The organism is Sphingobium sp. B2 (assembly GCF_007693735.1).
GTDB lineage: Bacteria > Pseudomonadota > Alphaproteobacteria > Sphingomonadales > Sphingomonadaceae > Sphingobium > Sphingobium xenophagum.
This window is the reverse complement of record NZ_VDBZ01000004.1, coordinates 182,847-202,912: the sequence shown is the minus strand read 5'-3', so window position 1 is coordinate 202,912 and position 20,066 is coordinate 182,847. Positions and strand designations below refer to the sequence as shown.

At 60.2% G+C, this 20,066-nt stretch carries 21 protein-coding genes; 12 read left to right on the top strand and 9 right to left on the bottom strand.

All coding sequences use genetic code 11. The features are described from left to right. Positions 1-694, bottom strand: a 694-nt coding sequence (locus FE851_RS21900) for an IS6-like element IS6100 family transposase (RefSeq protein WP_060578483.1), incomplete at its 3' end; no start/stop codon positions are given. A 583-nt stretch (positions 695-1,277) separates the two neighbouring features. Here FE851_RS21900 and FE851_RS21885 point away from each other — a divergent pair. After that, positions 1,278-3,053, top strand: coding sequence for a ParB/RepB/Spo0J family partition protein (locus tag FE851_RS21885; protein ID WP_145206745.1), 1,776 nt, complete (start codon positions 1,278-1,280; stop codon positions 3,051-3,053). Positions 3,054-3,133: 80 nt separating this feature from the next. Here FE851_RS21885 and FE851_RS21880 read toward each other — a convergent pair whose 3' ends face one another. Then, the gene (locus FE851_RS21880; protein WP_222422991.1) at positions 3,134-3,523 is read right to left on the bottom strand and encodes a hypothetical protein; all 390 of its coding nucleotides are present in this window, start codon (positions 3,521-3,523) and stop codon (positions 3,134-3,136) included. 335 nt (positions 3,524-3,858) lie between these two features. Here FE851_RS21880 and FE851_RS27000 point away from each other — a divergent pair, with 335 nt between their 5' ends. The 4 genes from FE851_RS27000 (at position 3,859) to FE851_RS21865 (ending at position 6,072) form a co-directional block, all read left to right on the top strand. Next, complete coding sequence (locus tag FE851_RS27000) at positions 3,859-4,068, top strand: ArdC family protein (protein WP_261371157.1); 210 nt, start codon at positions 3,859-3,861, stop codon at positions 4,066-4,068. Continuing rightward, complete coding sequence (locus FE851_RS26995) at positions 4,059-4,379, top strand: zincin-like metallopeptidase domain-containing protein (RefSeq protein ID WP_261371156.1); 321 nt, start codon at positions 4,059-4,061, stop codon at positions 4,377-4,379. Before FE851_RS27000 ends, FE851_RS26995 begins: the two co-directional genes overlap by 10 nt. Before the next feature lie 148 nt (positions 4,380-4,527). Beyond that, a complete protein-coding gene (locus FE851_RS21870; protein WP_022684640.1) occupies positions 4,528-4,788 on the top strand; it encodes a hypothetical protein in 261 nt (86 codons plus the stop codon). Between the two features lie 3 nt (positions 4,789-4,791). Next, positions 4,792-6,072 carry a Fic/DOC family protein gene (locus FE851_RS21865; protein ID WP_066560134.1) on the top strand — a complete coding sequence of 427 codons (1,281 nt, stop codon included), beginning with the start codon at positions 4,792-4,794 and terminating at the stop codon, positions 6,070-6,072. A 283-nt stretch (positions 6,073-6,355) separates the two neighbouring features. On the opposite strand, the gene FE851_RS21860 is transcribed toward FE851_RS21865, so the two are convergent. From FE851_RS21860 to FE851_RS21835, 6 genes are all read right to left on the bottom strand, one after another. Next, on the bottom strand, positions 6,356-7,729 hold the full coding sequence (locus FE851_RS21860) for a hypothetical protein (protein WP_019054770.1): 1,374 nt from the start codon (positions 7,727-7,729) through the stop codon (positions 6,356-6,358). After that, complete coding sequence (locus tag FE851_RS21855) at positions 7,730-8,299, bottom strand: recombinase family protein (protein ID WP_067736860.1); 570 nt, start codon at positions 8,297-8,299, stop codon at positions 7,730-7,732. Continuing rightward, positions 8,259-9,221 (bottom strand): zinc-binding dehydrogenase, encoded by a 963-nt coding sequence (locus FE851_RS21850; RefSeq protein ID WP_222422990.1) that lies wholly within the window; start codon positions 9,219-9,221, stop codon positions 8,259-8,261. The genes FE851_RS21855 and FE851_RS21850 overlap by 41 nt, the downstream gene beginning before the upstream one ends. A gap of 124 nt (positions 9,222-9,345) precedes the next feature. Next, complete coding sequence (locus FE851_RS21845) at positions 9,346-10,236, bottom strand: transporter (RefSeq protein ID WP_067736862.1); 891 nt, start codon at positions 10,234-10,236, stop codon at positions 9,346-9,348. A gap of 111 nt (positions 10,237-10,347) precedes the next feature. Continuing rightward, the gene (locus FE851_RS21840) at positions 10,348-11,799 is read right to left on the bottom strand and encodes an aldehyde dehydrogenase (RefSeq protein ID WP_019054682.1); all 1,452 of its coding nucleotides are present in this window, start codon (positions 11,797-11,799) and stop codon (positions 10,348-10,350) included. A gap of 28 nt (positions 11,800-11,827) precedes the next feature. Then, on the bottom strand, positions 11,828-11,962 hold the full coding sequence (locus FE851_RS21835; RefSeq protein ID WP_261371155.1) for a GMC oxidoreductase: 135 nt from the start codon (positions 11,960-11,962) through the stop codon (positions 11,828-11,830). Positions 11,963-12,074: 112 nt separating this feature from the next. Here FE851_RS21835 and FE851_RS21830 point away from each other — a divergent pair, with 112 nt between their 5' ends. Beyond that, a complete protein-coding gene (locus FE851_RS21830) occupies positions 12,075-13,415 on the top strand; it encodes an IS1380 family transposase (protein WP_043155119.1) in 1,341 nt (446 codons plus the stop codon). Positions 13,416-13,548: 133 nt separating this feature from the next. On the opposite strand, the gene FE851_RS21825 is transcribed toward FE851_RS21830, so the two are convergent. Beyond that, entirely contained in the window at positions 13,549-15,180 is a 1,632-nt protein-coding gene (locus FE851_RS21825) for a GMC family oxidoreductase (RefSeq protein ID WP_222422989.1), read from the bottom strand. Between the two features lie 324 nt (positions 15,181-15,504). On the opposite strand from FE851_RS21825, the gene FE851_RS21820 reads away from it, so the two are divergent. The 6 genes from FE851_RS21820 (at position 15,505) to FE851_RS21795 (ending at position 20,066) form a co-directional block, all read left to right on the top strand. Next, the gene (locus tag FE851_RS21820) at positions 15,505-16,761 is read left to right on the top strand and encodes an aromatic ring-hydroxylating dioxygenase subunit alpha (RefSeq protein ID WP_067736865.1); all 1,257 of its coding nucleotides are present in this window, start codon (positions 15,505-15,507) and stop codon (positions 16,759-16,761) included. After that, positions 16,758-17,234: an aromatic-ring-hydroxylating dioxygenase subunit beta gene (locus FE851_RS21815; RefSeq protein WP_067736867.1), complete on the top strand. Its 477-nt coding sequence runs from the start codon at positions 16,758-16,760 to the stop codon at positions 17,232-17,234. The genes FE851_RS21820 and FE851_RS21815 overlap by 4 nt, the downstream gene beginning before the upstream one ends. Before the next feature lie 57 nt (positions 17,235-17,291). Next, positions 17,292-17,609 (top strand): 2Fe-2S iron-sulfur cluster-binding protein, encoded by a 318-nt coding sequence (locus tag FE851_RS21810; protein WP_067736870.1) that lies wholly within the window; start codon positions 17,292-17,294, stop codon positions 17,607-17,609. Positions 17,610-17,700: 91 nt separating this feature from the next. Beyond that, positions 17,701-18,486: an IclR family transcriptional regulator gene (locus tag FE851_RS21805; protein WP_067736872.1), complete on the top strand. Its 786-nt coding sequence runs from the start codon at positions 17,701-17,703 to the stop codon at positions 18,484-18,486. A 204-nt stretch (positions 18,487-18,690) separates the two neighbouring features. Then, positions 18,691-19,743 carry a gentisate 1,2-dioxygenase gene (gene gtdA / locus FE851_RS21800; protein WP_067736874.1) on the top strand — a complete coding sequence of 351 codons (1,053 nt, stop codon included), beginning with the start codon at positions 18,691-18,693 and terminating at the stop codon, positions 19,741-19,743. Next, the gene (locus tag FE851_RS21795) at positions 19,740-20,066 is read left to right on the top strand and encodes a fumarylacetoacetate hydrolase family protein (RefSeq protein ID WP_261371154.1); all 327 of its coding nucleotides are present in this window, start codon (positions 19,740-19,742) and stop codon (positions 20,064-20,066) included. Before gtdA ends, FE851_RS21795 begins: the two co-directional genes overlap by 4 nt.

The following is a 20,066-nucleotide window of genomic DNA, read 5'->3' as shown; positions in this document are numbered from 1 at the left end:
AAGCTCTCTCCACAAGGCGCACCTCGCCCCTGATGCCGGGCTGCAGGCACCAGGGGCGAGCCTGTCCTTTGCGCAGGGCTCGCATGACTTCGAATCCCTTGATCGTGGCATAGGCCGTGGGGATCGATTTGAAACCGCGCACCGGCTTGATCAGTATCTTGAGCTTTCCGTGATCGGCCTCGATCACGTTATTGAGATACTTCACCTGCCGGTGGGCCGTCTCCCGGTCCAGCTTTCCTTCGCGCTTCAATTCGGTGATCGCTGCACCATAGCTCGGCGCTTTGTCGGTATTGAGCGTGGCAGGCTTTTCCCAGTGCTTCAGGCCTCGCAGGGCCTTGCCCAGGAACCGCTTCGCTGCCTTGGCGCTGCGGGTCGGCGACAGGTAGAAATCGATCGTGTCGCCCCGCTTGTCGACTGCCCGGTACAGGTAGGTCCACTTGCCCCGCACCTTGACGTAGGTTTCATCCAGGCGCCAGCTCGGATCAAAGCCACGCCGCCAGAACCAGCGCAGCCGCTTCTCCATCTCCGGGGCGTAGCACTGGACCCAGCGATAGATCGTCGTATGGTCGACCGAAATGCCGCGTTCCGCCAGCATTTCCTCAAGGTCGCGATAGCTGATCGGATAGCGACAATACCAGCGCACCGCCCACAGGATCACATCACCCTGGAAATGGCGCCACTTGAAATCCGTCATCGTTCCGTCCGTCCAATCTCCGCCAAGCATGCTCAAGCTTCACGATTTTTGCAACAGAGCCATCCAGACTTAACCCTGGAACACCACCATCCATTAGCCATTCAGGCGCACAGCGTTTTCATGAGCAGGTCCACTCACGATTATCATAGACGCTTGCGGGCGGTTGATGAACGAGCCGCAGCTCTCCGCGCTGAATCGGAACGCTGGCAAGCCCTATGGAATGAAGCTGGCGCAGATCATGTCGATCCTCCCATTGTCGTAAAGCCCCCCCGCCGCCGCTGGTTCTCCTTCTTAAAGCGAACGCGATAGTTTGAGCGGCCCAGGGCCGCGCCTTGCCGGTGGTGGCAGCTGCCACCGGGGGAACACCAAGGGCACCCGCCCTTTCGTTCCCGAAGCATAATCGACAGGACCGGGTTGCACGCCAAGTTCGGCCAGTTCCGGCGCGCTCGCGCGCGCCGGGGCCTCCCTAGTCGTGCCGCCCGCACCACTCCCATCGATTTTGCTTCCCCCTCCCCATCCCGCGCTTCGCCAGCGGGTCAGAGCCGCAGGCCGCAGGCAGCGGCTTCGCCTAAAGGAGTGAAAAATGACCATCCAGACCATCCAACTGAACAAGCTGGCGCTTTCCGACCTCAATGTGCGGAAGGTGAAGCCCAAGGAAATCGAAGCCCTCGCAGCCGACATTCAGGCGCGGGGCGTGCTGCAAAACCTGATCGGCTATGACGAAGACGGCAAAATCAGGATTTGCGCCGGAGGGCGGCGCTACCGGGCCTTGAAGCTGTTGCAGAAGGCAAAGACCATCCCCGGCACTTTCGAGGTTCCCGTTGAAATCCGCAGCAAGGACGAGGCGCTGGAAATCTCGCTTGCCGAGAACGCGCAGCGCGAGGACATGCACCCCGCCGATGCCATCGCAGCCTATCGGGCGATCATCGACAGCGGCAAGGACGTTGACGATGTTGCAGCATCGTTCGGCGTCTCCCCCGCCTATGTCCGCCGCGTGTTGAAGCTGGCGGCGCTGCACCCGACCATTCTCAAAGCCTTCCAGAAAGACGAAATCGGCATGGGCGCGGCGCAGGCTTTCGCGCTGACCGACGATCAGGACCGCCAGCTTGAGGTTTTCAAGCGCACCGGCGACAACGCCCACCAAATCCGCGCCATGCTCACCCAGGAGAAGGTTGCCGATACCGACAAGCATTTCCGCATTGTAGGCGAGGAAGCCTATTGCGCCGCAGGCGGCACCTTCACCACCGATCTTTTCGGAGAACGTCGCTATTGCGATGATGCGGGCCTTGTCATGGACCTTGTGCAAGATCGGCTCGACGCCATCGCCAAGGCGGCGCGCGAAGATGGCTGGCGCGATGCAGAAGGGCAGCTCTACCGGCCCGATTCCTACTGGATGCGCGGCCATCTGGAACCCGCTGGCGAGCGCGATCCGACCGAGGAAGAAACGGCGCAGCTGGTCGAGATCGAGGCGGCAATCGCCAAGCGGGAAAGCGAGGTGGACGAGGACGAGCACGACTATGACGACGAGTTGCGCGCCCTGACCCGCAAGCAGGACGCTATCGTATCGGCTTGCCGTGTTTTCACTGCCGAGCAGAAGGCCGAGCACTCCCTTATCGTCTTCATCGGCCATGACGGTATCGAACAGGTCGCGTTCACCCGCCACGCCAAGGGCAGCGCTGCCGATGGCCCCAAGCCTCCCCGCCCCGACTACTCGCAAAAGGTCATGGATCAGCTGGGCGGCATCCGCACGATGGCGGTTCGGGAAGCCCTTGCCAGCGACCCGGAACTGGCGCTGGACGTGCTCTTGACGGGCCTCTTGGGGCAGGTTCGCGGCAACGCTTATTCGTGGCAACAAGCCGCCGAAATTACGGCCGAGAAGAACCGCTTCCATGTTGACGATGCGGTCATGGGCCATTCCACGATTGCCGACATTGACGAGATCGCGAGGGCCGATCTTGATCGCTTGGCCGAAACACCCACGCTGGACGACATGCGCCAGATGGACAGTGAGGCGAAATTGCGGCTGCTGGCCTACTGCGTTGCCTCGCAGATCACGAGCCTTTCGTTCCACAGCGACCGCGACCGCCAGCTGGCGCAGATCGTCGGAGCCGCGCAGATCGACATGGCTGATAAGTGGGAACCTAATCAGGTATTCTATGACCAGCTTAGCAAGGCCACGCTCTTGAAGCTGCTGGCCGAAGGTTGCGGCAACGACGCTGTAGAGAATTGCCGGACCATGAAGCGCTCTGACCTTGCCGTGACGGTCAACGAGCGCCTTGCGGGGCGGCGCATCCTGCCCCCCGCCCTTCGACCCTCTGCCTTGCCCGATGCCGCCGATAGCGAAAGCCAAGCGGCATGACGGCACGGGGAGCGCGCTTCACTCCCGCGCTCCCCGCAAACTTGGGGGCGGTGGCAGCTGCCACCGCCCCGCCTTTGCGATTAGCGAATGCGCCTGTTGAGGAAGAAAATTCCGATGGGTGCGATGAACAGCGCAAAGCACCACAGCATCATGTTGATGAACAGCTTGAGCACGATCAGTATCAGCGCTGGCATGACGAATATCGTGTTGCCGCGCATCGTATCCATTCCCGTGTCCCAAACCATCTTGGCAAATGGGAATAGCGCCGTGCAGATCAGAAAGTAGATAATCAGGAACGGGGTTTTCGGGCCTAGCGCCATCATGAAGGCGAAGAACAGAGCGCCAAAAATATAGGCCCGGATGAGGTAGCGCGGCTCTACGGCCCCAAATATTCTGCGAACGAACTCCATTTCTGATCCACCTGCTGTTTCATCTGGCAACTGGTTTAGATTCCACACGAAATCATGCAACCCGCCGCCATAATGAGCGGCCAGGGCCGCGCGCTTAGTAGTCTGTCAGCTGCCACATAGGATCGAGCGGCCCAGGGCCGCACCTTGCCGGTGGTGGCAGCTGCGACCGGGGGAACACCAAGGGCACCCGCCCTTTCGTTCCCGAAGCATAATCGTCAGGACCGGGTTGCCCGACAAGTGCGGCCAGTTCCGGCGCGCTCGCGCGCGCCGGGGCCTCCCTAGTCGGGCCGCCCGCACCACTCCCATCGATTTTGCTTCCCCCTCCCCATCCCGCGCTTCGCCAGCGGGTCAGAGCCGCAGGCCGCAGGCAGCGGCTTCGCCTAAAGGAGTGAAAAATGGCTAAGGAAACGAACCAGATCGACATTTATCAGGCCGTTACCGACGACATTCTTGCGATGCTGGAAGCGGGGACAAAGCCTTGGGTGAAGCCGTGGAGCGGTGGGCCGACCATTCCGCTCCGGCACAATGGGGTTGCCTATCGTGGGATCACTGTCCTCAGCCTTTGGGCCAGCGCCTGTCTCTTATACACATCTAGATGTGTATAAGAGACAGCTACTATGCCACGCTTGCGCATGAGGCCGTGCATCATGCAGGGCATGAAAGCCGCCTCAACCGAAAAACCCTGATTTCAACGAGCCGCGCCGACTATGCGAGGGACGAACTCGTGGAGCTGGGCGCATCCTTCCTCGGCGCGATTGTCGGTTTCAAGGTCGAGGAACGCGAAGACCATGCCGCGGATATCGAGCACTGGTTGACCGCGCTCCGCAACGACAAGCGCGCCATTTTTGAGGCAGCCCGCGAGGCGCAGAACGCCGCCGACTACCTGTTGGCGATGATGACCGACCAAGCGGATTGAATGCCCCGCCCCGCAAAATGCACGAGACGCCGCGCTTGCGCGGCGTCTCATTTCAGGAAAGTGAAATATGGGGGGCTACTCAATGTGGTTTATATACAAATCCCGACATGTTAACTATGGGCGGGAGCAGGTCGTTTTTAGGTGCAAAATGGAAAATATCATCGACACCTACAGGAATCGCATCAAGGCGATGGGGTATGAGCCGCGTCGGCAGGAAGACATTCCTGACGTGATGGCAGCTTATTGCGAAGCAATCGCAAATTGCAAGATTGAAGGACTTGAATTGGTTTCGGATGACCATTCTTTTTGTTTGCTGTTGGTCGAAACCCAAATTCCCGTCGATGTGGCGATTGGTCTGGCGCAGGACTACAACCGTGATGTTCTGTCCCGCCAGAAACTTGCTGCATGATTGGTGAGCGACCCTTACACCTGGCGTAACAGCGACGTTCTACGGAACAAGCTGGGAATCCGCGACGATAATATTCTCAAGGAGCGAGAAGCTTTCTTCTCGGTTGTCCGGCATGGCGAGCTGATTGTGCAGCGCGCCATGCCGGCGACGAATGCGCGCGAGTATCGCGAACTGCACAATCATCTGTTTCAGGATGTATATGATTGGGCGGGGCGCTTTCGGACTGTGGACATAAGCAAACCCGGCAGCACTTTTGCCCGAGCGCACTTCATTGCCCGCAGCATGGAGCACGAATTTAAGCAGCTGCCCGACCTCCAAACCCTCAAGTCGATGGATCGTGATCGCTTTGCCGATACCATGGGGCGACATATTTCCGAATTAAATGCCGTTCATCCGTTCCGTGAGGGCAATGGTCGCACCATGCGGCTGCACTTGCAGCTACATTCCCTTGCGGCCGAAAAATTCGTCTCGATCCAGGCAATGGGGCCGAAGGACTGGATGGAGGCGAGCCGCGATAGCTTCCATACCGGAAATCACGCCTCCCTCGCCAAAGTCATCCGCGATGCAATGCCGCTCGAACAGAACCGCGTCGAGCCAGCGCGTGGGCCAGCGGGCATCGCGTTTCCGCCCTCGATGGAATCTCTCATGCCAGTTGGCGAACGACGCGCAATGAGTATCGAGCAGGCCAAGGATCAAATTAGCCGTTACCTACCTACTGCGCAAACCGTTGCGTCGCGGCAGCATGAGCAGCTTAACCGGATCGCGGAAACGTCCGCTGACATGCGCCAGCTGGCCGCACGTTCAGCGCAGGAGCTTGCCTTTTTCCGCGATCCCAAAGGGCCGATGCACCACCTTCAGCTGATTGAGCAACGCCGCTATCATCAGATCGAGGTCAATTGGTCCGAGGGCATGGACCCGCTGCAAAGAGTCCGCGCCATCAGCGCGGGCGCCGCAGATTTCCTTTCGAAAATGACCGACCGCGACATTCAGGCCGCCGATCGCGCGCTACGTCTGCAAGTCATGCCTCCCGGCGTCAGTCAGGTTGATCTACGCCTTGCCGCGCAATTCGAGAAAAACTCGCCTGAGCAGAACCGGGCCGATGCCAGGTTCGCGCAATTCCAGCTCGCCATTGATAAGCGCGTCGCCACAGCTACCGAGCGCGGCGCATCGAAGGAACAGCTGGCGCAGATCGTCGAAAGCGCAAAGGCGCATGTCGCCGCAACATTGCGCGAAGGCAAATCACCGACACAGGCGGCCGAGAAATCAAAGGACCGCGAGCGCTGAAAATGAGCGGCCAGGGCCGCGCGCCTACTAGTCTGTCAGCTGCCACATAGGATCGAGCGGCCCAGGGCCGCGCCCCGTCAGTGGTGGCAGTTGCCACCGGGGGGAACACCAAGGGCACCCGCCCTTTCGTTCCCGAAGCATAATCGACAGGACCGGGTTGCACGCCAAGTTCGGCCAGTTCCGGCGCGCTCACGCGCGCCGGGGCCTCCCTGAGGGCATAGCGTGGAAGGTACGCCAGACAACGCTAAGCGAGAACAGTGCAAGAACGGCGCTGTGATGGCGATCAACGGCGCAGGTCGATGATGCCCAGCTCTCGCCACATCCACGTAAAATCATAGGTGGCCATCGGATCACCAGCACCGGATTTTGCCGCGCCATTCTCTATATATTTGAGCCAGTCGGCCACTTTTGGTCGGCCTGCCTTCGTGCGGGCCAGAGCGCGTGGCGTCTTGTGCCCGAGGGCCGGCACCGCTTCATCAAGCGTTTTGGTATATTCGCGTGTCAGCATCTGATGAACGATGCGTTCGATTTCGTCCGGCGGGATATCGAGCGGCACTTCCTGCGGAGCGCGGGCGGCGTCATCGGCCATGAACTGGGCCAGAGTCCGGATTTCGGTCATAGGTGTGCTCACGCAATCACCAAGCCACTCGCTCATCTGCGCAATCGCCTGTTCAGCGCGGGCGGCGCTGTTGACCTCAACGATCAGTTTGCGTCCAGCCAACTCGACATTGGCAAAAACGGGTGTGCCGTCCTCCATGGTTGTCACAAAAGCCTGCCCGCCTTTGGTCGTTTCTGGTGTCCTCTTCTTCGTCACCGGTGCCAGCCAGTTCCAGAACGTGTCGCTCGCAGGTTCCAGCCATTGAGCCGCGTTCAGCCTGCGAACCACGCTTTTGCCGATCACGCCCTTTGCCAGCGGAAAAACGATACGGTGGAACACAAGGTCATCACCGTCCGCGTTGACCATATCCGGCGAGCTGCCGGGAATGGCCTTACCCAGACAGTCGAGCAGCCACATGTTCGTGAACATCGGCCCCGATGCCCGCAAGAGCGCGTCCTTGTCTAGGGGATCCAATCCGACAGTGCCCTGTGCATCGTCCACAAGTCGGGAAAGCGCGTCGATTACGCGCACGGCGCCATCTGCGCTGAACGGCAGGAGTGCCCCGGAAATGCCGTGCCGACCGTTCACGTCAACAATTCTTGCGGCGATTTTGTCCCAGTTGACGAGGGTCTGGGTCGCACCGTGTTCCCGCACCGTCACCGGGGCGACGTCGCGCAGCAGATCGCGCAAGGTCATCGATTGGCCGGGAACCACTTCGCTGACTTCATAGAGCGACATGACCGTATCGCGTAGTGCGCGCATATAGGCTTTGTTCGGCGCCTTTTCGTTCCAGCCCCGGCGCTTGAGATAGTCATCGACCAGATTGCCACCGTCAGGTTCCAGTTCCTGCGTCAGCAGATCTTCAAAGAAACAGCCCCATAGCGGCCCTTGCCAGTGATCACCGATGATTTCGAATATGGCGTCTGGCTCGAGTCCGGTTGCTTCGCACGCTGGGCCAAGATGCGCGGACAGCATTTCAGCCATCGCTTCATCCCATGGCGCCCGTTCCGCATATTTCATCAGGCCCGAAAGATCGTGAACCGATTTTGATCTGGACATTCAGGCGGGCCTTTCCACGCCAAGGCGGCGCATTTCTCGATATATGGTTGATCGGCCGATGCCGAGTTGCCGTGCCGCTTCTGTCGGCGAGATACTCGCTTCGACCAGTTTGATGGCAGCATGGACCTTGCTCATGTCGAGCGGCTGACGGCCAGGTAACTTGCCCCTGGCACGGGCGGCGGCGATGCCATCCTTGGTGCGTTCGGAAATCAGCCGCCGCTCGAAGTGGGCAATGGCCCCGAACACATGGAAGATGAGTTCGCCGGCGGCCGACGATGTGTCGATCTTTTCCTCAAGACTCAGGAGCGCGATACCTTGGCCGCGCAGCGCCTCGACCGTGGCGAGCAGTTCGGCCAGCGAACGCCCGAGCCGATCAAGGCGGACCACTGCCAGCGTGTCGCCCCTTCGGGCATAGGCGATCAGCTCGGCCAGACCCGGACGCTCCATGCTCTTGCCCGACATGACGTCGGTGAACACCTTGATGGCGCCGACCTTCTCCAGTCGCATGGTCTGGCCGGCCACGTCCTGGTCACCGGTGCTGACGCGGGCATAGCCTAATATCCCTCCCATCCTGTGCGTCTCCCAAACGGTCGAGAGTGAACGTCTTTCCGATCGTGACAGGTAGTTTGCCACCCTCTACCTGATCCACCAGTTTCTGAAGCGGCATCGCCATGAAGTCCGCGACGTCGCCAGAATAGGTGGTGAGCGAAACACCTGTGGGAATGACGTCCATCGGAGCGAAGTCGCGCAGCGACCATGCATCGCCAACCATGCCCGCCATGCACACTGCACCTGGTTCACGGATGCACGCCAGGGAGTCCGCCAAGGTTGTAGTACCCACGAGTTCGAGCACCTTGTCTGCGCCGCCGGGCCAGAGTTTGTGCACCGACGGAGCCACGAGCCCCTCATCGAGGATGAAGAGGTCGGCTCCGGCGGCGCGGACGATCTCCTGGCCTGTCTGACGGCGCGACGTGGCGGCGACCTCTGCACCCAGCGTCTTGGCAATAGCTGCTGCGGCTAGGCCGACTGAGGTTGTGCCCCCGCGAATCAGCAACCGCTCGCCCGGCACCACTCGCAGACCTCGGGACAATGAGCCCCATGCGGTCTGCAACATCTCCGGTAAAGCGCCAAGCCGCTCCCACGACAGCGCAGTCGTGACGGCTCTTACATTTGCGGCGGGTACGCAGGTATATTCTGCATAGCCCCCGTCGAACTTGCGCCCCATCCCCCCCATTACCGAAACCACAGTCTCTCCAACCTGGAACTCGCCACCGGGCGCGGCCGCCACAACCCCCGACGCTTCTATGCCAAGTATCCTGGGCAGCGTGACTCCAGGCGATTGCCCCCGCCGGGTAAATAGCTCCGAGCGGTTCAATCCGAAGGCCTTCACCCGTATCAGTATCTCGCCCGCGATCGGCTGCGGTATCTCTCGCTGCTCGATTATGAGTGCCTCAGGCCCGCCCGGCTCATGCAGAACAGCCGCCTTCATCATCTCACTGACATCCACTATCGATCCTTCGGTTTGCGCTCGTCGACAGGCATACACTCCTATCCGTGACATGTTGAAAGTCTTAACGGCGCGGGGCGAACATCTGGGCCGTCGCCCCGCGCGGGTATCAGAAGCGGAAGACGCTCTTTAGCCAGAACTTGTCACCTTGCGGCTTGTTATGCGCCATGAACTCATGCTGCCACTGAAAGGAGATCGGGATTTTGCCTGCCTGATAGCGCACGACCGGACCAAGGGCGAAAGCCTCGCCTTTGAAACCATCTGCGCCAACCCGCAGCCCGCCCTGTTTGTCGTCCGTCGTCTGTTTGTAATAGTAGCCGTTCACCCCCAATGTCAGCTTCTTGAGGTTTACACCCGCTGCGAAATCAGTGTGGAATTCCTGTCCGGACTGATAGTCCGTCGCCTTGTTCTTCGTACTGAAGTCATACATCAGCTTCACGGAGAGATCGAATTTTCCGGCCGGATCGAGATATGTCATCGCGAGCACCGGTTCGAAATTCCATGTGTTTCTCCCGATGTTGGCGAGGTTTTCACGATTATACTTTCCCGTTGGCACCCACGTATCGACGGCCGCAGTGATATGGGTATTACCGGCCTCCCAGCCCAGCACCACCGGCGTGACGATCATGTCGCCCAGACCAAAGCGGCTGTCGCGTGCGCCGCCCGCGTGCACGGTGAGGCTGACCAGCGGAACGAAGGCCTGCATCGCCCAGGTCGCACCGAGGATTTTCTTGTCGGTCACGTGTACGAAGCGGGAAACCTGGGCATAGGCGTCGATCGAGAAGTCGGGGACCATGCTGTTGCCATCGGCATCGTTGAGCCGGTCCGCGGTGTAATAGTTCGTATAGTTAAGCAGATAGGTACCGGGCGGCGGCAGGGGTGCCACCATCAGACTTTCCGCACCATTTGGATAGGCGCCGCCGCCGCCTTCGGTCGCATGGGCATCTGCAGCGGAAAGCGCGCACCCGACTGAAAACATCAAGATGGAATAGGCCCGCATGATTTTCCTCCTCTGATAGACGTGCGGCCTCACCCCTCGAACGGCATCGCACGTGGTTTTTTTGGATTTTGATGGCTTGCCCTTGGGCGCGGCCAACCGCGCCCAAGGGGATCAGAATGGGTACGGCTGGCCGGCCGGTTCGATCGTGACCCATTTGAGCTCGGTAAACTCGTCAACGACAGCGCGGCCATCGAACCGGCCATAACCGCTGTTCTTCATGCCTCCGTAAGGCGCCTGCGGCTCGTTCTGGACGGTTGCGCCGTTGATGTGGACGCTGCCCGAATCGATACGACGAGCGACATCCAGCGCGCGGGTAACATCTTGCCCGAACACCGCTGCGGACAGACCATATGCCGTGTCGTTCGCAACCCTCACCGCCTCCTCGACGCCTTTCACGCGTACGATCGTGGTGACCGGACCGAACGTCTCCTCGTCATAGATTTCCATCTGGGACGTCACATGATCGACGATCGTGGCGGGCATGGTCGCTCCGTCGGCATAGCCGCCTGCGATAATCTTCGCGCCCTTCGCAAGAGCGTCCTCGACGAGACTATTGATCCTTTGGCCCGAAGCCCGCCCAATCATCGGTCCAACGACACATCCCGGACCGGCCGCAGGATCACCGGCCGGAAGGGCGGCTGCGCGTTCGGCGAAGCGCGTAGTAAATTGATCGGCGACACTCTCATCGACTACGAAGCGTTCCGTCGACATGCAGATTTGCCCTTGGTACAGGAAGCTGCCGAAGATCGCCGCATTCACGGCGCCCTCGATATCCGCGTCGTCCAGGACGACGAAGGGAGCCTTGCCGCCCAATTCAAGAAGGCACCGCTTCAGATGGGTCGCAGACTTCTGCGCGATGATGCGTCCCACCCGCGTAGAGCCTGTGAAGTTTATGCGGCGGATGGCAGGATGCGCGATCAGGGTGTCGATTACGTCGGCCGCATCTTCAGGAGCGTTGGTCACGAAATTCAGGACACCGCTGGGGAAGCCGGCCTCGTAGAAGGCCTGAGCCAGCAGCGCGTGGGTCCTGGGACTAGCCTCCGATGCACGGAATACCACGCAGTTGCCGCACATGAGCGGATAGGCGATCGCTCGGGCCGCCAGGATGACGGGGCCGTTCCATGGAACGATGCTCAGCACCACGCCCACCGGCTGTCGCAACGTCATGGACAATGTGCCCGGCTTGTCGGTCGGGATTGTCTCGCCCTGGATCTGGGTGACGAGGCTCGCGGCCTCGCGGATCAGGTTGGCGGACGCCATCACATTGAAACTGGCCCAAAGTTCGGACGCGCCGATCTCCTGCGCCATGACCGGTACGAAATCAGGGACCATAGCCTCGAGGATATCCGCCGCTTTGAGCAGGAGCCTTCGGCGTTCTGTGGGCCCGGTGTGTGACCAGGCCCCGAATGCGGCCTGCGAGGAATCAGCTGCACGGCTGGCATCAGCAACGCTTGCCGCAGCAGCTGTCGTGACAATCTCGTCAGTTAATGCATTGCGCCGCTCGAACGTGCGCCCGCCTTCCGCGTTCGCCGCGACATTGCCGATCACCAATTGGGTTTCCATATTTACCTCCGTTGCGAATTTCGCCGGCTCAGGCCTTAGGCGAGATGATTTCGGCCATGCGTTCGCCGATGAGCACGCATGTCGCCATGGTTGCGACGCCAGGAATGCGCGGCATGATGGAGGCGTCGGCAACGCGCAGGCCCGTCAAACCGTTTACGCGCAACTTAGCCCGTATAATTCATCGGGGGTTGGCGGATGTAGCGTAAGCATCTGATTTAACGTATGATTTGGTTGTCTAATCCGATCAACGTCATTTCAAGAAAGCTACACCCGCCATGGACGATCCTACGCTGCCGCTACCTGGTCTGTCACCTGTTTCGGGCAAGCGGTTGGACGTCAGATTTGACGGCGGTCTGCTATCGTCAGACGGCGGGATTTTGCTGTTGCGCGAGGTGGAGCAGCGCCTTGGCGTTGCGGATCGCATGGCGGCCTGCATCAAAGATCCCCGCGCGCCGGATCTGATCACCCACAGCCTTACCGACATTATCCGCTTCCGGCTGATGATGATTGCGGCGGGTTACGAGGATGGCAATGACGCCTCCAGTCTGCGCGTCGACCCGATGTTCAAGCTGGCCCTTGATCTGGCACCTTCGGATCGCGCGCTATGTTCGCAGCCGACGATCTCGCGACTGGAGAACCTGCCTGATACGCGTGCGTTGCTGGGCATGGGCCGGGCGATGGTTGATCTGTATTGCGATTCCTTCCGCACCGTGCCCAAGCGTATTGTCCTCGACATTGATGACACATTCGATGCCGTGCATGGCGGCCAGCAGTTGCGATTATTCAATGCCCATCATGACGAATATGGCTTCCAACCCATCGTCGTGTTCGATGGCGAGGGCCGCTTCATCACTGCCGTGCTACGCCCGGCCAAACGACCCGGCGGCAAGGAAATCAGGGCTTTCCTGCGCCGCCTGATGCGTGCAATCCGCGCCAACTGGCCAAGAACGCAGATCATGCTGCGCGGCGACAGTCATTATTGCTGTCCCGAGGTCATCGACTGGTGCCGGGCGGGCGGACACGACTTCATCCTGGGCGTCGCGCCGACCTCGACATTGCGCCGCCATGTCACCGATCTCGAAACCAGCACCAAAGCGCGCTTCGAGGCCGCAACCGACGATGGCAAGGTGCGCCGCTTCAAGGCATTCCACGACGGCGCTAAAAGCTGGAGCCGCGTCGAGCGGATCATCGCCCGCGTCGAAGTCGGCGATCAGGGGGCCGACACCCGCTTCGTCGTCACCAATCTCAAAAAGGGCTCGCCCCGCTGGCTCTACGAGCAGGTCTATTGCCGGCGGGGGCAGGCGGAAAATCACATCAAGTCGTGGAAAACCCATCTCGCCGCAGACCGTACATCCTGCACAAAGGCCACGGCCAACCAGTTGCGGCTGTTCCTTCATGCCGGTGCCTACTGGCTTATGTGGGGTCTGCGCACCGCCATGCCGAAACGCTCAATATGGCGCACTGTCCAGTTCGATACCTTGCGCCTGCACCTCATCAAGATCGCTGCCCGTGTCGTCGAAATGAAGACCTTGATCCGCGTCCAATGGCCCACCGCCTGTCCCAACCAGCAGATCGTCCGGGTCGCCCTCGATCGTATCCCTCGCCTCGTTACCTGAACAACGGGCCTGGCCCCAAAAACCAAACCCGTCCCTTCAACCCGCAAGCCTCAACATACCCGACCTTCGGCTCATCCCCGGGAGTGATGCACCGCGCCTGCCTCCAACCAAAAACCGAAATCCTGACGCCCGATCAACAACGCGATGAATTATACGGGTTAGGATCGACGACGGCATTGCCGTCCTTGCCCATCCGGCATGTCCCGACCTCATGAAAATAGGTGGTCGCACCGTCCTTGATGAAATTGGCCATATCGTTTCGCTCGAGCTTGCGCCCCGGGACCACTTCTCGCTTCGCGAAAGGCTTGAGCGCGGCAGAATTACCCAGATCACGAGCAAGTTCGATGCCGGCGGCAAGCGCCTCGACATCATCGGGATGCGACAGGAAATTCGCGTCGAGGAGCGGACGGTCGGCAGCGTTGGACGAGCGCAGGCGCATCTTGCCCCGGCTTTTAGGCGCGACGAGGCCGGCGCATAGCGCCCAGGATGTGGGCGGCGGGGCGTAATTCTTCGCTATGACCTCACTCGCGTAGGGGAGTTCGATCTGAACGATGTTGATGTCTGGCCGGTCGAGATCGGACCGGGACTTCCAGAAGCCGGCCACTTCCGCGCCGCTATTGCGTAGCTCGAAGGCATTCGGAGCTTCCCACAGGCAGCCGCCATGCAGAATGTGATCCTGGAAGTGAGCGCCGACATCTGGCGAATGCACGACCGATTTGATGCCGACGGCAGCCAGTTCCCTCTCATCGCCTATGCCGCTCAGCATCAGCAGTTTCGCCGAGTTGATCCCTCCGGCGCACAGGATTGTTTCCTCACGCGCCAGAACCTTGCGCGGTCCCGATGGCGTCGCAATCTCGACGCCGATAGCGCGACCGTTCTGGACAATCACCCGGTCGACATGGGTGGCTGTAAGCAGGGTGACATTGGGTTTGCTCAGCACCGGGTACAGATAGGCCTTGGCCATGTTGTTGCGCTGGCCGTTCTTGATGATCTGATTCATCATGGCAAAGCCGCCGGCACTTTCTTCGCGAGCGCCATTCTGATCGGGGAAGATGGTAAAGCCCCTGGCCCGCGCTGCTTCGAGAACCGCAGGGGCCATTGCCAGCGGAGACGCAGCCGGCTGGCACCATACCGGCCCCCCCTTGCCACGGTATCTTGCATCTTCGCCACCCTGCCAGTTCTCAATCTTCCTGTAGAGCGAGAGGCCATGTTCGTAGCCCCAGTCCTCATCCCCAGTAACTTCGGCCCAGTGATCAAGATCCTGCTTGAAAGGCCGGGCCCAGATCGTCGCGTTGATGCTGGTGCCGCCACCGACCACCTTGCCCATATGCTCGGCGATGGCCCGATTGTTTACATGCGGGGTAGGAATGGCGACGTCACCCCAGTCGCGCTCCGTTCCCAGGTTGGTGAACCAGACGCGCGGATCGGCTACCGACGGGGCCGTATCCCATCCCCCGGCCTCTATTATCAGTATCTTTGCCGTCGAGGAGGAAGCCAAACGGCCCGCAAGAGCGCATCCTGCAGCGCCAGTGCCGACGATGATATAGTCGTAAGCAGCAGCAATCTGACGGCCCCTCGCATCCTGGTTAGCCCGAATGGCCTCTAGCTCGTCGGCAAGGGCAGGAATGGCGATGCCGGCAAGTCCGGCCGCGGCGGCCATTCGTATAAAGGCGCGGCGACCGATCCTTCCCGAGAGATAGGTCTGTTCGGCGGCTTCCAGTGCACAGGGCAGCATTTGCGCCCGCAGCGGACCGATCCTGGTCAATCATGGTGTTACTCCTCCCCTAGAGCCCGCGCCACGTTGAGCGACGGGCACGATTTCTCGTTCGCACAGACGCACGTTGCCGTTCGTTAACCAATTTGGAATTTCAGACATGGACGCATTTGCGTCCCCACCCCTCCGATCAAGGTCAGACTGGTGCCTGATCCTATAAAAAAATTATGCCGAGTCTTTCACAATGTCAAATGGATTTGATAATGATGAAGCTAGAGGGTCAGCGTTTTATAATGTCGAATTGATTTCCTATTGCGGAACAGTGTGGCTTGGGCGTATGATTGGCCGGAGAGATGTCAACTCGAGAGGATCGTCATGAACGAGGTCGAAGCACCGCTACGCGGTGAAAGCATCCAGACGCCCTGGACCCAGGAGGGGTCAAGCCGCATCCCGGCGGCCGTCTATACGGATCGCGATATCTATGAGCGCGAGCTGTCACGCATATTTTACGGTCGTCACTGGAGCTACGTGGGACTTGAGGTAGAGGTTCCCGAACCCGGCTGCTTCAAGCGCACGTCGATCGGCGAGCGATCCGTTATCATGATCCGGAATCGAAAGGGCGAGGTGAACGTCTTGGAAAATCGCTGCGCGCACCGCGCGATGCGATTCTGCCAGGAACGGACCGGCAAGGTTAAGACGCTTGTCTGCCCCTATCATCAGTGGAACTACAATTATGACGGGAAGCTTCTGGGAGTTCCCTTCAAGAATGGCGTGAAGGGCCAGGGCGGCATGCCCGAGGACTTTGCCCTGGAGGATCATGGCCTTAACAAGCTGGCGGTTTCCGTGAGGAACGGCGTGGTGTTCGCCAGTTTCGATCATGATGTGGAATCGTTCGAGGACTATCTTGGCCCGGACATCCTGCGCTATTTCGATCGCACCTTCGACGGCCGCAAGCTGGTGCTCCATGGTTATTCGCGGCAGCGCATTCCGGGCAACTGGAAGCTGATGATGGAGAATATCAAGGACCCGTACCATCCGGGCCTTCTCCATACCTGGTTCGTAACCTTTGGCCTCTGGCGTGCGGACAACAAGTCCGAACTATGGATGGACGACAAGGGGCGGCACGCCGCGATGGTGTCTCGCCGCAGCGAGACCGTCGACAAGGATGTCACCCAAGGGGTGACCAGCTTCCGCGAGAATATGAAGCTCAACGACATGCGCCTGCTTGATATCGTTCATGAGCCGTGGTGGGGCAGCCCTACTGTGTGCATGACCACGCTCTTTCCAAGCGTGATCCTTCAGCAGCAGGTGAATTCGCTTTCGACCCGGCAGATCATTCCGGTTGGCCCTGACAAGTTCGACTTCGTCTGGACCCACTTCGGTTTCGAGGACGACGACGAGGCCATGGTGGAGCGCCGCATGCGTCAGGCCAACCTCTTTGGCCCTGCCGGCTTCGTCTCGGCTGACGACGGCGAAGTCATCGAATTCAGCCAGGAGGGTTTCGAGCAGGACGGCGACTTCAGCACCATGTGCGAACTGGGTGGGCGCGATGTTGAAAACACCGACCATATGGTCACGGAAACGCTGATCCGGGGCATGTATCGTTACTGGCGGGAGGTGATGGAACTGTGATCACAGATACGAACCTTCGCCTCGAAGTCATCGACCTATTCGCGCGGTACGTCGCCTGTCTCGACAGCGGCAACTACGACGCCTGGCCTGACTTCTTCACCCAGGACTGCCATTATCGCGTCGTGCCGCGCGAGAACTATGATGCAGGACTGCCTCTTAGCACTCTTAGTCTGCATGGTGTACCAATGCTGCGCGATCGCCTCTATGGTGTCGAAAGCACATTGTTCCACGCGCCCTACTATCAGCGGCACATCATAGGCCCCACCCTCATCAAGGAGCAGGGGGACGACGGACTTTTGACTGAAACCAATTATCTGGTCGTGCGGACCAAACGCGATATGCCCAGCGAGATCTTCAATACCGGGCGCTATGTCGATCGCATCGTCATCACCCCGCAAGGCCTGCGCTTCGCGGAAAAGGCGTGTGTCTTCGACAGCGAGCTCATCCCCAATTCGCTCATCTATCCCATCTAAACCACCTGGCGCCGGTACGAGCCGGCGCCATTGGCACAGCCCGAAAGAGATAAACGGATGCCCCAGCTGACAGTGATCAATCGCGCCGGAGAGGAAGCGACAGTCGATGGTGAAGTCGGTTTGTCGGTAATGGAGATTATCAGGGACGCGGGTTTTGACGAGCTGCTTGCCATGTGTGGCGGCTGCTTGTCTTGCGCCACCTGCCATGTCTACGTCGATGGCGATAGCGCCGCCGCCTTGCCTGACGTCGGAGAGGATGAGGACGACCTGCTGGCATCCTCCGACCACCGGCAGGAAAATTCCCGTCTCTCCTGTCAAATCCCTTTCACGGAAGATCTTTCCGGCTTGAGGGTCAGAATCGCGCCCGAGGAGTAATCGCACGCCGCGCTCCAAAGCGACCTGCACACGATTTGCATTTGGCGATTTTCCCCCGCAAAGCTCTCCCAGGTCCATTCCGGGAGTTGATATGACGATCGTTGAAGAAGAGAGCGCACCCAAGCGTCGAGCCGGCATCCAGTCCGTGGAGATCGGCCTCAACGTGCTCGACGCCCTGGCCGGGCTGGGCAAGCCCTCTGCGCTCTCTGCCATCGTGCACAGATGCGGCCTTTCTCCTTCGCAAACGCATCGTTATCTGGTCAGCCTGATCGTGGCGGGTATGGCGCGGCAGGACGCGGCCGGAAACTACGATCTTGGTCCGGCGGCCCTTCGTCTTGGGCTTGGAGCATTGGCCCGAACGGACGTGTTCCAGGCTGCCGACACAGCTATCGCTGCATTTGTTGAGGAATCCGGCCGTACCGTGCAGATGGCCGCGCTTGGTCCTCACGGCCCTACCGTCGTTCGGTGGCATGTGGGTTCGCCGCCAGTCGTCACGTCGCTCAGTGTAGGCTCGATGTTGCCGCTGCTGCGGTCGGCAACGGGCCACGTCTTCCTTGCCTTTCTCTCCGAGCGTGAGACCCGCGACCTCGTCACCAAGGAACTCGCGGCAGACAAAGGCCTCAAGCCCGTTGACGTTGAAGCATTGCGCAAGCGCGTGCGCGCCGCAGGCGAATCAAGCGTAGACGGTACGGTTATCCCAGGCCTGCGGGCCACCGCCTTCCCAATTTTTGACCTGCAATCCCGGCCGATACTGTCGGCCACCATGCTCTCGAGCGAAAGTTTCGAAGCGAGCCGTGACAGGCTGGCGGCGGATAGGTTGCGCGATGTCTGCCTGGCAATCAGCGCCCAGATCGGCGGCAAGCCACCGGCAGACTGACTTTACGCTTCGACATTATGCAAACCATTTGACATTGAGAAATGACAGGGGCAGGGTGACTGCGGCCGACAGGAGATCGGCGGCATGTGGAGAGGCCCTGCGAGAATCGTAGCCGCCATCCGGCCAGCTCCTTTCGGTTGGGCCTTCAGGGCCGATAATTCGCCAGGTGCGGTCATCGCGCCTCGGCAGTCAACCGGAGGCAAGATGACAAAGCCGCTGCCAAACGACCAGCACGCCCAGCTGGAAGCCCTCTATGCCGAGATGGCCCCACAGAGCCTCACCCCATTGTGGGAAGTGCTGAGCGCCCTTGTTCTCACACAACCGGACAGTCCGGCCCGCGTCCACAAATGGAGCTACGACCAAGCGCGCAGCTATCTCATGCGCGCGGGCGATCTCATCTCGGCCGAACAGGCCGAGCGGAGGGTTCTGATCCTGGAGAATCCCGGTCTGACAGGGCTTTCCGCGGTCACCCCCAGTCTTTATGCGGGGCTGCAGCTCATCCTTCCCGGCGAGGTCGCACCTTGCCATCGGCACAGCCAGTGCGCCCTGCGGTTCGTGATCGAGGGCGAAGGCGCCTACACCGCAGTCGATGGCGAAAAGGCGGTCATGCGCCCGTTTGATCTCGTTCTGACGCCGGGCGGGCAATGGCATGATCATGGCAACTTCACCGACAAACCGATGATATGGCTCGATGGGCTCGATATTCCGACGGTCCGTCACTTCGATGCAAGCTTCGCAGAGAAGCTGCCGGAGGCGATGCACCCGGAAACCGTGAAGCCCGGAGATACCCTCGCTCGATACGGCCACAATATGCGGCCGATGCGCGGCGGCGTTGCGGATCGTCGTCCCTCCCACCAACCCCTCTTTCACTATCCCTATTCCGATTGGCGCCCCGCGCTCACTGCCATGGCGGCCAGCGCGGAAATCGATCCGCATCTGGGCCATGCGCTCGAGTTCCTGAACCCTGCCGATGGCGGCCCGATCATGCCCACCATTTCGGCACATGTAAGGCTGATACCACAAGGCTACGCTACCCTTCCCCGCCGCTCGACCGATGGCACGACTTTTGTCGTTGTCGAGGGCGAAGGGGAGGCCCGTGTCGATGGAGAAAGCCTCGCGCTCAAGCCACGCGACATTTTCGTCGTTCCCTCTTGGAAGGCACTGGAAATCTCCGCGCAAAACGAACTCATTTTGTTCGGTTTCTCGGACAAGGCTTCCCAGCAGAAACTCAACCTCTACAAGGAGCAACTCTCGTGACACTGTTTGAAGTGCTTCCCGCAACGCTTGCAAAAACCACCGGCGGCGACGACTTTCCGGTACGCCGGGTCTTCTGCGTCGGGCGAAACTACGCCGCGCACGCCCGCGAAATGGGCCGCGACCCGGATCGGGAACCTCCGTTCTTCTTCACCAAATGGGCCGAGACTGTCGTACCGAGCGGCTCCACCATTGCCTATCCGAGTGCGACGTCCGACTTTCATTATGAAGCGGAGCTGGTGGTTGCGATGGGGCAGGCCGGCAGGGACATCCCGGTCGAAAAGGCGCTCGACCATGTCTACGGCCTGTCTCTTATACACATCTAG

Bases quoted from the DNA above. Each gene is read 5' to 3' on its own strand.
- FE851_RS21885 (WP_145206745.1), top strand. From the start codon at position 1,278: ATGACCATCCAGACCATCCAACTGAACAAGCTGGCGCTTTCCGACCTC.
- FE851_RS27000 (WP_261371157.1), top strand. From the start codon at position 3,859: ATGGCTAAGGAAACGAACCAGATCGACATTTATCAGGCCGTTACCGAC.
- FE851_RS26995 (WP_261371156.1), top strand. From the start codon at position 4,059: ATGTGTATAAGAGACAGCTACTATGCCACGCTTGCGCATGAGGCCGTG.
- FE851_RS21870 (WP_022684640.1), top strand. From the start codon at position 4,528: ATGGAAAATATCATCGACACCTACAGGAATCGCATCAAGGCGATGGGG.
- FE851_RS21860 (WP_019054770.1), bottom strand. From the start codon at position 7,729: ATGTCCAGATCAAAATCGGTTCACGATCTTTCGGGCCTGATGAAATAT.
- FE851_RS21855 (WP_067736860.1), bottom strand. From the start codon at position 8,299: ATGGGAGGGATATTAGGCTATGCCCGCGTCAGCACCGGTGACCAGGAC.
- FE851_RS21850 (WP_222422990.1), bottom strand. From the start codon at position 9,221: ATGATGAAGGCGGCTGTTCTGCATGAGCCGGGCGGGCCTGAGGCACTC.
- FE851_RS21845 (WP_067736862.1), bottom strand. From the start codon at position 10,236: ATGCGGGCCTATTCCATCTTGATGTTTTCAGTCGGGTGCGCGCTTTCC.
- FE851_RS21840 (WP_019054682.1), bottom strand. From the start codon at position 11,799: ATGGAAACCCAATTGGTGATCGGCAATGTCGCGGCGAACGCGGAAGGC.
- FE851_RS21830 (WP_043155119.1), top strand. From the start codon at position 12,075: ATGGACGATCCTACGCTGCCGCTACCTGGTCTGTCACCTGTTTCGGGC.
- FE851_RS21820 (WP_067736865.1), top strand. From the start codon at position 15,505: ATGAACGAGGTCGAAGCACCGCTACGCGGTGAAAGCATCCAGACGCCC.
- FE851_RS21810 (WP_067736870.1), top strand. From the start codon at position 17,292: ATGCCCCAGCTGACAGTGATCAATCGCGCCGGAGAGGAAGCGACAGTC.
- FE851_RS21805 (WP_067736872.1), top strand. From the start codon at position 17,701: ATGACGATCGTTGAAGAAGAGAGCGCACCCAAGCGTCGAGCCGGCATC.
- gtdA (WP_067736874.1), top strand. From the start codon at position 18,691: ATGACAAAGCCGCTGCCAAACGACCAGCACGCCCAGCTGGAAGCCCTC.